Annotated in this window: 21 protein-coding genes; 7 read left to right on the top strand and 14 right to left on the bottom strand. The window is 43.5% G+C overall.

All coding sequences use genetic code 11. The annotated features are described in order from the left end of the window. Nucleotides 1-6 precede the first annotated feature (6 nt). The 7 genes from MST17_RS05505 to MST17_RS05475 all read right to left on the bottom strand — a co-directional run bounded on the left by MST17_RS05505 (nt 7) and on the right by MST17_RS05475 (nt 6,820). Nucleotides 7-1,056 carry a cyclopropane-fatty-acyl-phospholipid synthase family protein gene (locus tag MST17_RS05505; protein WP_180027285.1) on the bottom strand — a complete coding sequence of 350 codons (1,050 nt, stop codon included), beginning with the start codon at nt 1,054-1,056 and terminating at the stop codon, nt 7-9. A gap of 8 nt (nt 1,057-1,064) precedes the next feature. After that, a complete protein-coding gene (locus MST17_RS05500) occupies nt 1,065-1,844 on the bottom strand; it encodes a DUF1295 domain-containing protein (protein ID WP_174560767.1) in 780 nt (259 codons plus the stop codon). A 25-nt stretch (nt 1,845-1,869) separates the two neighbouring features. Further along, complete coding sequence (locus tag MST17_RS05495) at nt 1,870-3,066, bottom strand: cyclopropane-fatty-acyl-phospholipid synthase family protein (protein WP_180027286.1); 1,197 nt, start codon at nt 3,064-3,066, stop codon at nt 1,870-1,872. After that, nucleotides 3,063-3,857 carry a DUF1365 domain-containing protein gene (locus MST17_RS05490; protein ID WP_180027287.1) on the bottom strand — a complete coding sequence of 265 codons (795 nt, stop codon included), beginning with the start codon at nt 3,855-3,857 and terminating at the stop codon, nt 3,063-3,065. The genes MST17_RS05495 and MST17_RS05490 overlap by 4 nt, the downstream gene beginning before the upstream one ends. 9 nt (nt 3,858-3,866) lie before the next feature. Next, the gene (locus MST17_RS05485; RefSeq protein ID WP_180027288.1) at nt 3,867-5,150 is read right to left on the bottom strand and encodes an NAD(P)/FAD-dependent oxidoreductase; all 1,284 of its coding nucleotides are present in this window, start codon (nt 5,148-5,150) and stop codon (nt 3,867-3,869) included. Then, nucleotides 5,147-6,133 (bottom strand): acyl-CoA desaturase, encoded by a 987-nt coding sequence (locus MST17_RS05480; protein ID WP_180027289.1) that lies wholly within the window; start codon nt 6,131-6,133, stop codon nt 5,147-5,149. The genes MST17_RS05485 and MST17_RS05480 overlap by 4 nt, the downstream gene beginning before the upstream one ends. Nucleotides 6,134-6,271: 138 nt before the next feature. Next, nucleotides 6,272-6,820 (bottom strand): lipocalin family protein, encoded by a 549-nt coding sequence (locus MST17_RS05475; RefSeq protein ID WP_180027290.1) that lies wholly within the window; start codon nt 6,818-6,820, stop codon nt 6,272-6,274. A gap of 480 nt (nt 6,821-7,300) precedes the next feature. Between MST17_RS05475 and MST17_RS05470 the strand changes: the two genes are divergently transcribed. The 3 genes from MST17_RS05470 to MST17_RS05460 all read left to right on the top strand — a co-directional run bounded on the left by MST17_RS05470 (nt 7,301) and on the right by MST17_RS05460 (nt 8,107). Continuing rightward, nucleotides 7,301-7,516, top strand: a complete 216-nt coding sequence (locus MST17_RS05470; RefSeq protein WP_067670082.1) for a cold-shock protein — start codon at nt 7,301-7,303, stop codon at nt 7,514-7,516. 96 nt (nt 7,517-7,612) lie between these two features. Continuing rightward, nucleotides 7,613-7,840 carry a hypothetical protein gene (locus MST17_RS05465; protein ID WP_180027291.1) on the top strand — a complete coding sequence of 76 codons (228 nt, stop codon included), beginning with the start codon at nt 7,613-7,615 and terminating at the stop codon, nt 7,838-7,840. A 69-nt stretch (nt 7,841-7,909) separates the two neighbouring features. Further along, entirely contained in the window at nt 7,910-8,107 is a 198-nt protein-coding gene (locus MST17_RS05460) for a hypothetical protein (protein ID WP_180027292.1), read from the top strand. Between the two features lie 252 nt (nt 8,108-8,359). Here the strand turns inward: MST17_RS05460 and nudC are convergent, their stop codons facing one another. Then, nucleotides 8,360-9,133 carry an NAD(+) diphosphatase gene (gene nudC, locus MST17_RS05455; protein ID WP_180027293.1) on the bottom strand — a complete coding sequence of 258 codons (774 nt, stop codon included), beginning with the start codon at nt 9,131-9,133 and terminating at the stop codon, nt 8,360-8,362. A 371-nt stretch (nt 9,134-9,504) separates the two neighbouring features. Here nudC and MST17_RS05450 point away from each other — a divergent pair, with 371 nt between their 5' ends. Then, nucleotides 9,505-11,028, top strand: coding sequence for a cryptochrome/photolyase family protein (locus MST17_RS05450; protein WP_180027294.1), 1,524 nt, complete (start codon nt 9,505-9,507; stop codon nt 11,026-11,028). Between the two features lies 1 nt (nt 11,029). Then, nucleotides 11,030-11,182 carry a DUF2256 domain-containing protein gene (locus tag MST17_RS05445; protein WP_168379796.1) on the top strand — a complete coding sequence of 51 codons (153 nt, stop codon included), beginning with the start codon at nt 11,030-11,032 and terminating at the stop codon, nt 11,180-11,182. On the opposite strand, the gene MST17_RS05440 is transcribed toward MST17_RS05445, so the two are convergent. From MST17_RS05440 to MST17_RS05430, 3 genes are all read right to left on the bottom strand, one after another. Then, nucleotides 11,179-11,391, bottom strand: coding sequence for a TIGR03643 family protein (locus tag MST17_RS05440; RefSeq protein WP_373692683.1), 213 nt, complete (start codon nt 11,389-11,391; stop codon nt 11,179-11,181). The two genes, MST17_RS05445 and MST17_RS05440, sit on opposite strands and share 4 nt — an antisense overlap. A 239-nt stretch (nt 11,392-11,630) precedes the next feature. Beyond that, nucleotides 11,631-12,032, bottom strand: a complete 402-nt coding sequence (uraH, locus tag MST17_RS05435) for a hydroxyisourate hydrolase (RefSeq protein WP_168378003.1) — start codon at nt 12,030-12,032, stop codon at nt 11,631-11,633. A gap of 10 nt (nt 12,033-12,042) precedes the next feature. After that, nucleotides 12,043-12,531 (bottom strand): heme-binding protein, encoded by a 489-nt coding sequence (locus MST17_RS05430; protein ID WP_180027295.1) that lies wholly within the window; start codon nt 12,529-12,531, stop codon nt 12,043-12,045. A gap of 106 nt (nt 12,532-12,637) precedes the next feature. On the opposite strand from MST17_RS05430, the gene MST17_RS05425 reads away from it, so the two are divergent. Both MST17_RS05425 and MST17_RS05420 read left to right on the top strand, forming a co-directional pair. Then, nucleotides 12,638-13,309 carry a heavy metal response regulator transcription factor gene (locus tag MST17_RS05425; protein ID WP_168378005.1) on the top strand — a complete coding sequence of 224 codons (672 nt, stop codon included), beginning with the start codon at nt 12,638-12,640 and terminating at the stop codon, nt 13,307-13,309. Beyond that, nucleotides 13,306-14,688 carry a heavy metal sensor histidine kinase gene (locus tag MST17_RS05420; protein WP_180027298.1) on the top strand — a complete coding sequence of 461 codons (1,383 nt, stop codon included), beginning with the start codon at nt 13,306-13,308 and terminating at the stop codon, nt 14,686-14,688. The genes MST17_RS05425 and MST17_RS05420 overlap by 4 nt, the downstream gene beginning before the upstream one ends. Before the next feature lie 23 nt (nt 14,689-14,711). On the opposite strand, the gene MST17_RS05415 is transcribed toward MST17_RS05420, so the two are convergent. The 3 genes from MST17_RS05415 to MST17_RS05405 are packed head-to-tail and all read right to left on the bottom strand — an operon-like array spanning nt 14,712 to nt 17,855. After that, complete coding sequence (locus MST17_RS05415) at nt 14,712-15,416, bottom strand: ABC transporter ATP-binding protein (protein ID WP_180027296.1); 705 nt, start codon at nt 15,414-15,416, stop codon at nt 14,712-14,714. Next, nucleotides 15,409-16,632, bottom strand: coding sequence for an ABC transporter permease (locus MST17_RS05410; RefSeq protein WP_180027297.1), 1,224 nt, complete (start codon nt 16,630-16,632; stop codon nt 15,409-15,411). Before MST17_RS05410 ends, MST17_RS05415 begins: the two co-directional genes overlap by 8 nt. Continuing rightward, nucleotides 16,629-17,855: an efflux RND transporter periplasmic adaptor subunit gene (locus MST17_RS05405; RefSeq protein WP_180027299.1), complete on the bottom strand. Its 1,227-nt coding sequence runs from the start codon at nt 17,853-17,855 to the stop codon at nt 16,629-16,631. Before MST17_RS05405 ends, MST17_RS05410 begins: the two co-directional genes overlap by 4 nt. Nucleotides 17,856-17,961 lie beyond the last annotated feature (106 nt).

The raw sequence follows: 17,961 nt of genomic DNA, 5'->3' as shown, positions 1-17,961 counted from the left end.
ATTCAATTATACGGTTTTCTTTTTAAACAGAAAGTGACCGATCACCCACTCGCGTCCATGCTCATAACCGAACAGCTCGGCACAGGCCATAAAGAAAATCCGCCAGCGTTGCCACCAGATGGCGGCATCTGCACCATAGGTCTGTTCAAACAGGGGCTGCAGCTCGACCTGTTTCCGGTCCATGTTCTCCAGCCAGGCATTTGCGGTGCGTTCATACTGCGTGCCGGCCCATTGCCAGTGCTGCTCTAATTGCAAATGCTGCTGGAAATGCAGAAAGGTCGAAGCTGCCGGCATCAGTCCGCCACTAAAGAAATATCTCGACATCCAGTCGAATTCATTTTTCACTTCAAACGGATAATGCAGGAAACGGTGACAGAAAATATGGCACCAGAGCAGACCATCCGCTTTCAGCCAGCTGCTGATATTTTCAAACAGTTTCTGGTAATTACGTACGTGTTCAAACATTTCCACCGAAACCACCCGGTCAAAGGACGCGGGTTCCAGTTGCAGCACATTGACGTCGCAGGTGATCACCGTCAGGTTCTGCAGTTTTTTCAGACGCGCCTGTTCCTGAATATACTGGCGCTGGGTCGAGGAATTCGACACCACCGTGATACGGGCTTTGGGATAATGCTCGGCCATATACAGACTCAAAGATCCCCAGCCACAGCCAATTTCCAGAATATCCTGTCCATCTTTTAACTGTGCACGCTGGCAATAGCTTGCAAGTGCCGCTTCTTCCGCCTGATCCAGGGTGGTATGAGTATGTTCAAACAGGCTAGCGCTGTATTTCAGACGCTTGCCCAGCACCGCCTGGAAAAATGCGGTGGGTAGTTCATAGTGCTGTTGATTGGCCTTTTCGGTCTCGATGGCAATCTCGCTGTTTTTCAGCATATGCAGCACATCCATATAGCGCCGAGCTGCCAGTGCCGGGTCAAAGCGTCCTTCCTGTGCCAGACGTTTTTTGCTTAGGCTGCGAATGCCGGCGCGAATGACTGAATCGGGCAGCTTGCCGCTTTCGACCAGTTTTAAAGATTGTTGAATCATAAAGTCCATGTATTTACCTACTGTTTGGGTGGCCACGGAATAAACATTGAAGTTCGTCGTTGATAGTCTTTATAGTTGTCGCCGCGATGTGCCAGCGCCTGTTGTTCACTAAAGGGAATCCCGGTGATGTAGTACAGAAACAGCCACATCAGCAGCGGATAAATCCATAATCCATAGGCACCTGCTGCCAGACCAAGGACCGGATAGGCAAACCAGTGCAGCCATTCAAAAAAATAATTCGGATGGCGCGAATATTTCCAGAGTCCCTGATCCATGGTTTTACCTTGATTCTGTGGATCTAGCTTAAAACGGTAAAGTTGTTGGTCGGCAGTGCTTTCGCCTATCAAAGCGGATAGCATGATCATGCCCGCCACAATCACAGTGACCAAAGTCCAGTCATTCCATTGCTCGGTCGAGATACTTACCAGCTTCAGCATTGGGTAAGAAAACAGTAGAGCCAAACCTGCCTGAAATATAAAAAACATCAGAAAACCAAGATGCTGATAATCCCCCATCGCTCGGCGCATGTTGGCATAACGCGTGTCTTCTTGGGTTTCACTCGCATAGCGCCGTAACAGATGCCAAGTCAGCCGTGAAAACCAGATCCCACTCGCCAGTCCCAGAAATAAGCGAACCAAGATCGGTGCACTGTCAATCGCCCAAGCGGCAATAATCACATTGAGGGCAATACTGAAACTCCAAGCGACATCGACCAGCCCTGCTCTGCGGTTATAGGTCACCAGCAGCCAGCTACAGAGCATGATAAAGACATTCAGCATCAGTAAATTCAGCAGCATCTCAGTCCTCCTGTTTCATCTCGGCTTAATAAGCACTGGCTTCAAACAGCAGATGCACATCACTGATCACGCCTTCGCGGAAGCCACCTTCGCAATAACACAGATAAAAATCCCACATACGGACAAAGCGCTCATCAAAGCCAAGCGCCCGTACCTGATCACGCTGCTCCAGAAAACGCTGACGCCAGCAGTTCAGGGTTTGGGCATAGCTCAGACCGATATCTTCCAGATGCTTGAGACGCAGTTTTTGCTCGGACGCGGCCTGGGTCATAACACTAATACAAGGAATAAAACTGCCCGGGAAGATATAGCGCTTGATGTAGTCCACGGTATTCAGGGCTTTGGCATAGCGGGCATCTTCAATGGTGATGGCCTGAATCAGGGCCAGACCGTTCGGTTTCAGCAGCTCACGGCATTTACGGAAATAGGTCGACAAATACTGCTCACCCACGGCCTCGATCATTTCAATCGACACCAGCTTGTCGTATTTGCCTTCCAGTAAACGGTAGTCTTTCAGCTGAACAGTCACACGATGTGACAATCCTGCTGCAGCGACCCGGGCCACGGCTTCATCATACTGTGCTCTGGAAATGGTGATGGTGGTGACCTTGCAGCCATACTGCTGCGCGGCATAAATGGCAAAACCGCCCCAGCCGCTACCAATTTCGACCAAATGATCCATCGGTTTGAGTTGCAGTTTCTGGCAGATCAGCTCTTTTTTATAATCCGAAGCCTGTTCCAGGGTCATGCCCGGCTCTTTAAACACAGCACTTGAATACATCATGCTGTAATCCAGGAACAGCTTGAAAAAGTCATTGCTCAGGTCATAATGCTCGGCAATATTTTTGCGGCTGCCATCAATCGAATTCTTGCGCGATTTATACCAGACCTTTAACAGTAACTGGCTGGCTTTGGCCACTGCATTCTGATTCATCAGATCCAGCACATCGCGGTTACGTGCCAAAATGCGGATCACATCGACCAGATCTTCACTGCTCCAGTAGCCACGGATAAAACCTTCGGCAGCACCCAGTACACCATTACGGAACAGTAGATCCATCAGACGGACATCATGCACCTGTATCACCGCCTGTAAATCGCTATTTTCCCCGACAGCCCCGTTCCAGACGCCTTTAAAAATCAGCTGACCATGGCGTAATTTCAGCAGGTGGCGCAGTACCACCGGCAGTGTGCTTTGCTCTCCCATGAATAGTGTCTTCATCGCAATGTGTTTCCTTTTTCTTTTTTAGGATGTCGGTAAAACGGAATTTTCTTTTTCCATAAACGAAAGGCGTGCAGATAAATTCCGCTGACCATCCTGAAGGGTTCAAGAACTTTCAGTACAGCATAGCGATGCTGCTGTGAAGGAACCGTGATGGCCTGCAAGGAAAATTTCAGGGTGGCATCGAATTGCAAGATTCCCTGCTGAAACAGCTGCATATGAATCACGTTCTGCCGATCCGAAAAGCTGAAGCGCCAGCGATAATCCAGCCCCATCGGCATGAACGGCGACACATGAAAGGCCTTTTTAAAGTCAAACTGGTGACTCTGGTACGGCGCATGTTCGTCTGCATTATGCCGACAATCGTGAATATACACCTGACGTTCATTCCACGGCGTATTGGTGATTTCACTCAGCACAAAAATCAGTAGATCGGTTGTATCAAAAATCAGGTAAAACACCACCGAATTAAAACGAAAACCCAGTGTGCGTGGCAAAGCTAGTACACGGATGGATACAGCATGTGGTAAATGATAGTTTTCGTGCTTGATCAGTAAACGTGCAACTTTCTGCCGAATCGAGCCATATTCCATGTTCAGAAAATCACGCTCATCCAAAGTCAATAAATTCCAACGACTAGAAGACCAGAACCAAGATTTTTGGGTAAAAGTTGCCAGTTGATCCGGATCAAACCATAAATAGCTAAGCTTCATCTCAAAAGCATGCGATTTGGGCAAATAGCGGCGATGGCGAATTTCGGTAGAGGCGATAGCCAGTGGATACATTTGCATTCTGTACTCCTAAGCCGCTTGCTCAGTGTGTTGCAGTAACTGATTGACAACCCATGAAGCACTACGCGCCCCATCTTCATGAAAGCCCCAGCCCCAGTAGGCACCACAGTATGACGTCCGGTTCTGACCATTGACCTCGGCCCAACGTTGTTGTGCCTCAATCGCGGCAGCATCAAATACTGGATGACGGTAATATCGTTCCACCCATATTTTTTTCGGATCGAGGTTAAAGTTAGGATTGAGTGTGGCAAAGATTTGGGTTTTACAATTCAGGTTTTGCAACTGGTTCATCCAGTAACTGAAACCATAATGCATGCCACGATGCTGGAATGGAGTTGATTTAGTCGCACGGCTAGATGTTACGTGGACATGCCAGCTGGCCCATTGGCGTCTGGATTTGGGCATGATATGAGTATCGGAATGCACCACCATATGGTTATCCTGATAACGAAACTTGCCAAGTACTTCCCGCTCTTGCGCTGACGGGTCTTTAAGTAAATTCAAGCTATCATCCGCATGGCTGGCAAAAATGACCCAGTCAAAACGTTCGGTGCCCTGTGCTGTTTCAACTAATACATCATTGGCACTGCGGGATACATGCAGAACACCCATCTTGCGGAAGGTAATATTCGCCTGGGACTGAATCGCACGAACGTAGAGAGCTGATCCCCCCTTGACCGTCAGCCATAACGGCCGGTCTTTTAATTGCAACATGCGATGGTGCTGGAAAAAGCTCACCACAAATTTATAGGGAATCTGTCCGGCTTGCTCCACCGGGCAGGACCACAGCGCTCCACACATCGGATAGAGATGTTCCTGACGGAAGGCTTCAGAATAACCATGCTGATTCAGATATTCATCAATACTGAGCTGTGCATCAACCTGCTCCACATCCAGATCTTTATTGGCGGCATAGAAGCGGAACAGATCCGACAACATCGCGCGAAAATCAGCCTTTAAAAAGTTTTGCGGTCTAAACAGCAGCGAGAATTTTTTCGATGGATTGTACTGCAAGCCCGTGACCTGATTGTTCACCGAAAAGCCCATGTCACTGCTTTGCGATTGAATCCCGAGTTCTTTCAGCATGGCGCAGAACAGTGGATAGTTGTGCTCGTTAAACACAATAAAGCCACTGTCTACTGCGACCTGTTCGCCGTCTATATTCAGCTGATGGGTATCGGTATGGCCTCCAAAGTAATTATTCTTTTCAAAGACCGTGACTTCATGCACTTTGCTGAGTTTCCAGGCGGCATACAGACCGGAAATACCTGAACCAATAATCGCAATTTTCATGGTGATTCCTTCGATTGAATCGTGTGAGTGCCTGCCGTAGCGGATTTTTTCTGTTTCCGAGCCTGGGCAATTTTACTGGCTTCATAGACCCGTGCCGGAATCGGCTTGAGTCCCCAGACCAGCCCGAACAAAGACATGAGTTTCAGCAGGTAATAGGTCACATCAATCTGCCACCAGTAAAAACCCTGCCGGGTACTGCCGGCATAATAATGGTGATTGTTGTGCCAGCCTTCGCCTAAGGTAATGATGGATAAGAATAAGTTGTTGCGACTTTGATCTTCAGTGTCAAAATCCCGGCTGCCATAATGATGCGCCAGTGAGTTAATACACAAAGTGGCATGGAGCAGTAACACAGTGGAGACCACAAATCCCCAGACCAGCAATTGCAGGCCGGAAGTGCCGAGTTGAGGTAAAGCCGTGGCCAGCCACTCCCCTAGCGCATAAATCCCGCCCGCGGTCAGCAGCACCACAATTAAACTGAAACGGTCCAGCCAGATCAGTTCCGGATATTTCAGCCAATCTCTAATGACTTCTTTACGCGTGGCAAAGTTATATTCGTTTAAAAACCAGCCAACGTGGCTGTACCAAAAACCATGCGTGGAGGAATGCGGGTCTTGCAAGGTATCGGTATAGCGATGGTGATAACGGTGGTGCGCCGCCCACCAGAGCGGGCCACGCTGCGCACTCATGGTACCCATCAACACAAACAGGAACTGTACTAAACGCGAAGTCTGAAAAGTTTTATGTGACAGATAACGATGAAAAAAAGCGGTGATGGAAAACATGCGGATGAGGTAGAACGCCAGCATAAAGCCCAGCGCAAACCATGACACTCCCACCCAGAACACGGCGAGACAGGCTAGATGTAATAGAATAAAGGGTAAAATCCTCAGCCACTGAATCTTGCTGTTTTCAGCCGTCAGTGTTTCGGGCGCTGTGGGTGTAGACCAGCTGTCTATCCATCGCATCAGACTTTTCAACATGGACTCATCCTATTTTCAAGCGATTGTCTTTATTCTATTTGATGAGTGTAATCAGTCAGATATGAATTTTATGTGAAATGAAATAAAAAAAGCCGAACTGTGTAGAGAGAGTGGTCAGTTCGGCAAAAGGTTAACAGATTAATGCGACAATTTGATCAGTTTTGTGATGTCATAACCATAATATTTTGCTGTCTCCAGATAAGACTTATAGATGGCTTCATCCAGTTGCGGTTCACGCGATAAAATCCACAGGTATTTGGTACTCGGTCCACCGACCAGTGCCACTTTATATTCCGGATCGACGCGTAATACCCAGTAATGCCCTTTGGTAAACGGAATCCATCTTAAACCTGGCGGCAAAAAGCTGACCTTCAGTTTGCTGTTGCCCTGATTTTGCGGATAGGCCACCCCTTCAGAGCTGATCATTTTACCATTTTCAATTCGGCAGCTATTTAAGACGCCCATGGTCTGATCGGCATTGACAGTGTAGTGTGCCGAGATATCCAAGACACATTTACGCTGAAAATACATCGGTAAATGCGCAATTTCATACCATTTACCCGCATACTGCCGGATATCCACCTGATCGACTGCCTGAGGGGCAACCGTTTCAGCTCGGGTGGTCATACTTAAGCTAATGGTGACCAGCGCTGTAGCGGCAAAAAGTGACTTGAATAGCATTTTCATTTTTAAGCCTTATTTGATTTCCAAGATTAAGATAACCCAAGTCGATGTGAACAAAATGTGAAGATTAAATGCAGGACGAATGTAGGCAAAATTTCAATTTTATAGCCTGAAAAAATAGGTAAAATCATTTTTATTGGATCCCATTTTTAAGCGGTAAATTAGTTTTTTCTGTTTGAATGTATCAGTGCTGTCAATAGACTTGTTAAAAAAAGTCAACCAGATCAACAGACTCTTTCCAGATTCAGATGTCTTTTATAAGATAATTAAATATACATATAAAAAAACTTGATTAAATTTATTTTTAATGTATAGTGATCCTAACTAGAAAAAAGTCTTGTTTCATTCAATCTCTGTTAAGTATCGTCGTTTTATTCATAATCCTTCGTTTTTTTAGATTTTAAGTCTCATTCATTATTATTTTCCAAGTTATCAGCAGTCAATAAAATGGCTAAAATTATTAAAAAATCAGTAGGATTTATTATGTCAAACTCAAATATTGTTAAAGGTACGGTTAAGTGGTTCAATGAAACTAAAGGTTTTGGTTTTATTCAACAAGAATCTGGCCCAGACGTTTTTGCTCACTTCAGTGAAATTGCCAGTTCAGGTTTTAAAACCTTATTTGAAGGTCAACAAGTTGAATTCAGCATCGCTCAAGGTCAAAAAGGACCAAACGCAGTTAATATTACTGCGGTCTAAGTAATTAGATGAATTAAAAAAGTACGTCGCTGTACTTTTTTAATTCAAAAGTTGTTAATCATATTCTTCGAAAAAATCACAAAAATAGGATACACATTGTTAAAAAATAATGAATTAGTGGCAAAATCTTCAAATGGTACTGAAATTATTGTCTCGTTAATCCCTTTAAATAAAATGCAAAATACACGTGAAGGGTTTAAAACGATCGAAGTTGGTAAAAAAGTACGTCTAGAATCTGGCGTTGAAGTAGATTTAAATTTAGATAGTCGTACATTTTATATCTCCATGAATCAATTATTTAAGTTAAATCATAAAGTGATTTAACTAAAAATTTATGAATAATGAAGCCATGTAATTGTTTCTCTTTCGTGCTGTTATTAAAGGTATATGTAAATGCTTAAACAAAATCTAAATATAAAAGATCAATTCGGAATCAAATATTCTATTCAGGCCACAGTTAATCACCATTTTGACGCTAGCCAGTCTTACTCCCATATCAAATATATAACCGTGGATGGTGAAGATATTCGACCTAGCTTTGATATGTTTTTCCAAAGTTCTTCAAGTGGAAAAATTTTCAAGATTATCTAAATTATTCCCAACCTATTCAGGACGGCATCTGTTTATAGAGGTCTGTAAAATACAGCACATTCACATGGTCGAACCGATGATACCACACTAAAAAACTATGCAGCACCATCATTGCCAAGCTCTTTATTTCAGTCTATAGAGTGAAAACGGGCAAAGTCCGTGGCAAGTGCTGAGAGTTCCTTTTCTAGATTTCCGTTCTTATTTCAGCCTGAAATTATCATCTAAATATTCAAACATTTCTCTTTTTAAATTTCAAAGCCATTCTTTACTGTCATCTGCAACAGGCGTTTCATGCATCACGTGCTGAATCATGGCATAAGCGATACTACCCTTGAACGGAATTTCGGGTAACTGATCATACTTGAAAAATTGCGCGTCGCTGAGTTCATCTTCCTGAATCTGAATCTCACCCGAGTGATACTCTGCCCTGAAAGCCATCATCAGGTTGCTGGGAAAAGGCCACGGCTGGCTGGCCAGATATTGAATATTTTTGATTTGTAGCCCCACTTCTTCCAGCGTTTCGCGGCGTACTGCCTCTTCCAGAGTTTCTCCAACTTCAACAAAGCCTGCAATCAGGCTGTACATCTGGGTTTTATTGCGGGCATTTCTTGCCAGCAAAATTTCATCTGCACCTCGAGTAATGATGGTAATCACACAAGGATTTACCCGCGGATACTGGTTATAGCAACAGGATGGACAGACCATGGCATACTGGCTGGTATGTTGTTGGGTGGCGTGACCGCATTTACTGCAAAAGCGGTGGTTACGGCGCCATTCCAGTAACTGTACCGCACGGCTGGCCTGTTCAAACTGCGGTATGCTCCAAACTTGCACCAGTTGCCGGATCGGAACCAGCTGATAACCTTCCGGTATCGGTTCGTCTTCTTTCAGGTCACGAGCAATGATCGCGCCATTTTCCAACAGGTTCAGGTCATGCTGCAGTCGTTCTACATGCGGCAACTGGAAATGCTCATCCACCAGTAATTGTTGCTGTCTAAAAATATACGCTTTTGAATGTATGCTCATGACAATTCCTTGATTAAAAAAAATCCCACACAGAGGATGTATGGGACAAAACTAAGGAAGCTTACATGGAGTAACTTCTAGCCAGATACTAGGCGAAAGCTGCCTGAATTACAAACACAATAATTTGTATCTTTTTGATTAAAATCACATAATTTTCACACCGACTATGCATTAAACAATCATTAAATTCGAGTATTGTAAAATGGTTTGAAATTTTTATAGATAAATACAGCTTTGCTCAAGTGATGATGATTTCTGTGCAATGGTTGATCCGCATCTGACACAGTCTCTTTGGGATGATCTGTATTTTCACAAAAAATTGAGCTGCCTACATTTACACTGTTCTAGTGTTTATAAACTTTGAGATTGGTATGCGTTTCGGTTTAATTCTGGGAGACCAGCTTCATCATCAGCTAGCTACGCTCAAAGTACTGGATCGCACTCAGGATGTAATTCTGATGGCCGAAGTGGTTGAGGAAGCCACTTATGTCGCCCATCATCCGCAGAAAATTGCGCTGATTTTTAGTGCGATGCGTCACTTTGCCAAGGCGCTTAAAGCTGATGGTTGGCGTGTACGGTATCATGCTTTTGAATCTGATAGTCCTATTCGTAGCCTGCTGGATTTTGTGCAGTCACAACAACAACTGCTCCCCGTAACAGGACTGGTAATTACACACTGTGGAGAATACCGCCTACAGCAGCAGATTCAACAGCACTGGAGCCCACGGCTACAACTGCCCGTACAGTGCCTGAATGACGACCGTTTTTTCTGTAGTCTGGAGCAGTTCCGCCACTTTGCCAGTCGCTACCAAACACTGCGTATGGAATATTTTTACCGAGAAATGCGCAAGCAGACTGGTTACTTGATGCAGAGACAGCAGCCCATAGGGCAACAGTGGAACTATGACAGCGCCAATCGCAAGGCTTGGTTGGGCAGTCCGCCCTTGCCCCCGCAACTTAATTTTGAACGAGATCAGATTGATTTAGATGTGCTTGCACTGGTTAAACGTGAGTTTTGCCAGCATTCTGGAAGTCTTGCCAATTTCCGTTGGGCCACCACACGCAGTAATGCCAAGCGTGTTCTGGAACATTTTATTGCCTATAGTTTGCCTTATTTTGGTGATTATCAGGATGCTATGGCACAGGGTACAGACACGCTGTTTCACAGCCTGCTCTCACCTTATTTAAACTGTGGCCTACTATTACCCAAAGAAGTCTGTGATGCGGCAGAAGCTGCCTACCATGCCGGTCATGTACCACTGAATGCAGTTGAAGGTTTTATCCGGCAGATTCTGGGTTGGCGCGAATATGTACGAGGCATTTACTGGCTATACATGCCGGAATATGCCAACCGCAATGCACTGCAGCATTCGTCACCGCTGCCACAATTTTACTGGACTGGTCATACCCAGATGAACTGTATGGCGGAATGTTTTCGCAATACTTTCCAAAATGCCTATGCGCATCACATCCAGCGTTTGATGATTACTGGCAACTTTGCCCTGTTAAGTGCTGTAGACCCGCAGCAGATCAGTGAATGGTATCTGGCGGTATATGCAGATGCCTATGAATGGGTAGAACTACCGAACACGCTGGGCATGGTAATGCACGCTGATGGTGGGTTAATGGCCAGCAAACCCTACGCCGCTTCGGGCAATTACATTAATAAAATGTCAGATTACTGCAAGCACTGTACCTACAATGTCAAAACCCGTACCGAGCCGGACAGCTGTCCATTTAACAGTCTATACTGGTTTTTTATGATTCGGCATGAAGCGATATTTCGTACTCATCCACGTATGGGCATGATCTATCGACAACTCGATAAACTTCAAGATCGGCAGCAGATTATCACCCATGCGCAGCAGCTCCTTAGTCGGATTGATGAGTTATAAAATGAAAAAACATCATCTTCCTAAAAAAATCTGTATTCACTGCTTACGCCCATTTAACTGGCGTAAGAAATGGCAACGTTGCTGGGAAGAAGTCAGATACTGTTCTGAACGATGTAAACGTGAGTCCAGACGGTGTACAAAGTCAAGCGCTTAGAAACGTTTATACTGCCTTGAACAATAAGCCCGAATTACATCAGGTGATCGCAGCTGCAAATGCTTGGTTTTTCGACCGGTAACCCGTTCACGCCACATTTTAAAACTAGATACTTTCAAGTTTTTTCGCATCAAACGAATCACAGTCGCTTCATTTAAACCATACTCACGTTGGATAGCTTCAAAAGGAGTTCGATCTTCCCAGGCCATTTCGATAATTCTTGATAAATCTTGTTCAGCAAATTGATTCACGCCATTCTCATTTTTAATCAAATAATAGTAAAAGCTAATTTTTGGCCTTTAAGCCTCATCACATCCCTTGTACAACTTGAATCTATTCTGATTCGGTGAAGAGTATAAAAATATGGGCATGAATTTTTTGTGATTCTTTCTAACGTTTACTAATTATAAGCAATTAAAAGGGCTAGTTTTACCAGCCCTTTAGATTATCAATTACCTCGGTAGGTCGAGTATCCATAAGGGCTTAATAATAAGGGAATGTGGTAGTGACTGACACTGCCATCAACTTTGAAAATAACGGGGACTTCTGGGAAAAAAGTGCTCTGATTATTCTTTTTGAACCAGTCACCAGTTTTGAACGTGACCTTATAAATCCCTTGCGCTAACGGCTGATTTTCAGGAAAAAGTGCTGTAATACGACCATTCGACCCTGTAACTTGCTGATTCAGCTGCACCCATTTATTGCCAGAACTCTTTTCGAGCACTACTTCAACATCAGCAGAAGGTAAGCCATTTTCTAGATTTAACACATGCACACTTAATGGGTTATTTTGTGCAAACGTCATTGATGTTAATAACAGTGTTGAGAGTGGTAAAAACTTCTTAAACATAATGGAATCCTTAACGATTAAAACTATACTGAATGGCTGCCTCAGCACAATACTGATCATTTTTGGCGCCTCCTGCACCCGCAACCCCAATTGCACCGACCACCTGATTTTCATAACGCACTGGTAAACCACCTCCTAACAACAGCAAATTAGATAAAGTGGTTAAATTTTTTGCATCACTGTTTTCATGAGCATTTTGACTTAACAGCAAGGTCGCTGTTTTGGTCGATAAAGCGGTATAAGCTTTCTTTTCGGCTGCGCCCAAATTATGGGGGCCGACATTTTCATGCCTACTCGCCATCAAGGTATTTCCTCCCCGATCAACCACGACCACAGCAATATTGTGCTGTATTTTTTGACAAGCAGCCACTGCGGCATCAACAAGGATGTGTGCAGCGTTGGAATCGAGTGAATAAACTTGATTCAATTGAATGGTTTGTGCAAAAGTACTGCTACTCATCAGCATTACTGTTAAAACAAACCCTTTGAGGTTGTTCATAATGATTGCCCCGAATTAAGTTTTACAAAATCTTATACAACCTGAATGATTTGAAGCATGACAATCACATTACAAAGTTGTCATCTTCAAAATGAGTCTGAGCAAAATGTGTATTCTAATTATCGAAGATGAAGTGAAGATCGCCTCATATCTCGTGAAGGGCTTAAATGAATCTGGCTATGCCGCTGAATGTGTTCATTCAGGGCTCGAAGGCTTGGAAAAACTAAAAATACAACCTTATACCTTGGTCATATTAGATGTGATGCTGCCCGATATTGATGGCTGGGCAGTCTTAAAAGTATTGCGTCAATTTTCCCATATACCCGTGATTTTTCTCACTGCCAAAGACCAGATTATTGATAGGGTCAAAGGTCTGGAACTAGGTGCCGATGACTATCTGGCCAAACCTTTTTCTTATATTGAATTACTTGCGCGCATTAAAAGCTTACTGAGACGGCAACAGTATGTTCAGGAAAACGAGCTATGGATGGGCAACTTAAAAATGGACTTAATCCATCATAAAGTTTGGCGACATGAGCAGTTAATTGAACTCAGTAAAAAAGAATTTAATTTATTGCACTTTATGCTGCGGCACCCAAATGAAATTATTACGCGTAGGCAAATTGCTTCCGAAGTTTGGCATATCAATTTTGATACCGATACGAATTTTATTGATGTCGCGGTACGACGCTTACGCAGTAAAATTGACGAGGAGCATGAGATAAAATTAATTCATACTGTCCGTGGCTTGGGCTATAAAATTTCGGTTGAAGCATAATGTTCAAGCCCATTCGCTCTTTAGAACTCCGATTAACGCTCTTGGTTACAGGGTGTGCTGCAATGGTCTTGTGCGCTGTAGCATTTATGACCTATCTGGGTATCAACCAGATTTTAATTGCTCAGCAAGATCGGGCTTTGGTTGAACGAATTGAGCGACTGGAAATTTTGCTGCAAGACAGTAGTAATATTGAACAGATTATCGCTCGCCCGAAGCTGTATCAAAACATGTTGGGAAATCAGGATAATTTGTTTTTATTGATTCAGGGTGATCAGGCGCTGATCAGCATTAATCCTCTTGGCATTCCTCTACCTGAATTTACCCATCAGCCCCAAATTCAATTCCAAGATTTATCGGCGCATGCTTATCCCACCCGCATTGCCTGGAAAACTATTCAAATTAATCGCCAGCCGTATCTGTTAATTGCAGGCAAACAGTGGTCTGAACGTTTAGGCATCATTGCACCTTTTCAAAAGAGCCTTGTCATTTATGTTTTCACAGGTATCTTGGCGATTTTCATCCTTTGTGCTATTGCTAGCCATCTGGGATTAAAAGTATTAAGAACCCTGCGAGAACAAACCCATGCGATAAATATTCAGCAACTTGAACAGCGACTCAATCTGCCCTATCCCCCTCAAGAGATTGCACAACTAGCCTCCGATATCAATGCCATGCTCGACCGTATTGAGCTGGGATATAGCCAGCTGAATCGTTTTTCAGAAGACATTGCGCATGAATTTAGAACACCATTGAATAATTTAATAGGACAAACCGAAATTTTACTCATGAGTGAACGCAGTCCCGTACAATATCAGGAAGTGCTGATTTCCAACCTAGAGGACTATCAACGCTTAAAAAGAATGATTGACAGCATGTTATTTCTCGCCCGCGCAGATGCACACAAAGTTTGCTTAAACAAACAGAAGATTCAACTTCAATCATTTATAGAAAATATATTCAGTATTTTCGAGTATCAAGCTGAAGAACAACACTGCAATTTTGTTTTAAGGCTTGAAGCGACTGAGCTATTGGCAGATCCTGAACTGTTACAACAAGCGCTGTATAATCTAATATTAAATGCGCTCATTCACGGCAGCAATTACCGAACTATTTATGTGCTTAGCCACAGAAAGAACATTAATAATATGCAGATGATTACATTATCTGTGATCACCAGTGGTTTGGAAGTTGCTCCTGAGCATTTGCCTCATCTCTTTGAGCGATTTTATCAATGCAGTTCCAGTAGACAAAGTTATCATCAAACAGGTGGTTTGGGACTATCCATTGTGGCATCTATTATGACGCTTCATCAAGGGATGTATCAGGCGATTAATAGCGCAGAAGGTATATGCTTTGAACTGCTTTTCCCAGATACGTGATTCACATTCACACTGAGCTTATATCATTTTTTGAAATCACTCTGAATTCTCCCATCCACCAAATTAATGGTTCGATCACAGGTTGCCGATAATCTAGGATCATGAGTCACCAATAATACTGCACAGCCATGTTCGCGATGAACTTTACGAAATAATTCAAACATTTCCGCAGCAGTTTGAGTATCAAGATTACCTGTCGGTTCATCGGCCAACAATAGTGCAGGCTGAGTAATCAGTGCACGTGCAATCGCTATGCGTTGCTGTTGCCCTCCAGAAAGCTCATTGGGTTTACGGTCAGCGAACTTATCTAACCCTACAGCGGCCAATAATTCATGGGCATATTGCAACGCAGATTGATCTGGCTTACCTTGCTTCAGCATTAATGGCATAAGCACATTATTTAAGGCAGTAAAGGCTTGTATAAGATGATGGAATTGAAACACAAAACCTATACTGTTGCCACGTAATGCTGTCCGAGCCATATCATCCATACGACTTGTTGCCTGACCCAACAAGTACAACTCACCACAGCTAGGCTGATCTAATAAGCCAAGAATATTCAGTAAAGTACTTTTGCCTGAACCAGAAGGACCAATTAATGCAGCAAAGTCATTCCGTTGAATACACAGGTCAATTCCATGTAATACCTCCACTTCATTAGGTTGCCCAACATTATAGGACTTTCGCAATGCTTCTAAACGTAGTACTTCCTCAGATGAATCAGACATGACGAATTGCCTCCACAGGATCGAGTGCAGCAGCCCGACGGGATGGTATTGCAGCAGCCAAAACTCCCGTTAAAGTCGCCAAGAATAATGCTGACAAGATAAGCTTGATTGAAATCGAAATATAAAACAAACCGGGACCAAACTGATTAAATCCCCAAATTAGACAATAACTGACAACACTACCAAGCATCGAACCAAGCAGACCAAAAATTGCTCCCTGAAATAAGAAAACTCTTAAAATTTGCGTTTGTGTAGCCCCAGTTGCACGTAAAATACCGATTTCCCGAGTCCGTTGCACCACACTCACCGACATCACACTGGCAATTCCAAAAGCGACTGAAATCCCTACAAAAACAATAATCATGTTTGTAGAAAGACTTTGAGCGGTAATCGCATTCATTAATTGAGCATTGGTTTCAATCCAGCTTTCTGCTTTTAATCCTGTCAGGCGTCCAACTTGTGAGGCAACTTGATCCGCCTGAAAAATATCTTGGATCGTCAGATCAATCACTGTGACCCCACCAGGCAAATTAAGTAAAGATTGCGCCTGTTTCAAATCCAGATAGACATAGCGCGCATCCAATTCACGCACACCCAATTCAAATATTCCAGAGATGTTCACAACTGCATTTTTCTGTTGCCCGGTATCTAATCTTAATTTGCTCCCAACTTGCACACCCAAATCTTTGGCTAATTGACGCCCAATTAATACATTATCCGCACTGACCTGTAATTCACCACTCACCATATATTGCTTCAACGGAATAATCTGTTGATAACGTTCAAGGTTGATACCAACCAATGCAATAGATTGAATCGCATCTCCGCGCTGTACAAATGCAGGACCTGAGACCACAGGAGAAACCGCAGTCAACACCGGTAAATGATCTAAAGTCCCAGTAATCTGCTGCCAATTATTAATAGAACGTAAGCGTTGTGCACGCTGATCTTCTAGTAACAACTGAAGTGTTCCTGCTGCTGGTGGCACAATACGATTCACCTCATCTGGTGAGAGCAAACGAATATGCGCCTGTGTCCCTAAAGTTCTTTCTACAATATTCGATTGTAAACCCTGAATTAAGGCGCTAATAAACACAATGACGGCTACCCCCACCGCGACGCCAATGGTAATCATCATCGACTGTGTGCGACCCTCTCGCAAAAAACTGATTGCGATGGTCCACTCGGTCCAAAGTCGCCTAAAAAAGTTTTTCAATCGAATTTCACCGGTAATTCATTTTTGCTATTTTTCTGATCCGTTTGACTCTGGAAAACACGTTTAGTTTTCTCTATTCGGACACGAGTTCCATCTTTAAGCACTGATTCTGCATCGGTAAGGACGTGATCACCTTCTTTCACTCCAGCTACAACTTCAGACATAACCAAACCACGTAAACCCAGTGTGATAGGATGACGTTGAATTTTTCTATCTCTTACTAAAATAACCATAGCCTTGTTGCCACTTATACTGCTTAAAGCATCATTTGGAATGACCAAGGTTCGCTCGCGCTTGTTGGTTTCAACATTTACCGATACCGTCATGTCTTGACGCAGAAAACCTGGGACTGGATCAACTGTTAATCGGACGTCTACTGTGCCACGTTGAGCATCAATACTTGGAGCAATAAAATTAATATGGGCAGGAAAAGATTGATTTGGATAGGCATCTGCAATCACTGCGGCTTTTTGTTGTAAAGCCAGCAGTGGTAAATTTCGTTCATCAAATGGCACTCGTATTTCAGTCGCACCATCCAGTGCAATAGTGAAGAGAGTCTGACTCGGTTGTACCAGATCCCCTGGCTCAACATTACGCGTTAAAATAATACCTGAAACTTCTGCACGAATTTTGGTCTTGGCAAGTTGCGCTTGTAGTGCAGCGAGTCGTTCGCGTAATTTTGTCTCTTCAACTTTATTTGGGGCAAGTGAAGCAACTTTTAATCGAGCTGATTCCAAATTATTACGGGCGAGTCTTTCTGCCTCTATCGATTTCTCCCTTTCCTCTGCTGATAATATTCCTGATTCGGTATTTCGTCTGCGTAACGTCTCTCTTTGAGCCTGTTCTAATTGTACTTTGGCATTCGCTAAATCAACTTCTGCTTGCGGGCGTCTAGTGGTTTCGAGTTCTTTTAATTCAGCTTCTGCCTGCCGCACTTGCGCTGAAATTTCATCAGATTTCAGTACTAAAAGAATATCCCCTCGAGAGACCCGATCTCCCTCTTGAACCAATCGCTCAAGAACAACCCCTGTAATTTCACTACCAATCTGAGTCCGAGATACTTTCTCTACCCGTCCTGAAGCGACAACTGTTTGAATCAATGGACTAGATACGACTTCATAACTAGGCAGCAATGGTCCTTGCCACCAGCGATATGTAGCAAAACTGACAGCTAAAACCAGTAGTATGATCATGATCCAAGGCTTATAGCGAATAACAAGCAATTCCATTCTCCAAGCCAGATTAAAGAAAAGTTTTTGAATCGAATAATTAGGGTCTGTTGACATTTGTTGATTAAAAAAATAGCGAGATAGTAAAATTAAATCGCCA

It is taken from the genome of Acinetobacter sp. YH16056_T (assembly GCF_024605895.1).
GTDB classification, from domain to species: domain Bacteria; phylum Pseudomonadota; class Gammaproteobacteria; order Pseudomonadales; family Moraxellaceae; genus Acinetobacter; species Acinetobacter amyesii.
The sequence above is the reverse complement of the archived record's forward strand: the minus strand, read 5'-3'. Positions and strand labels throughout refer to the sequence as shown.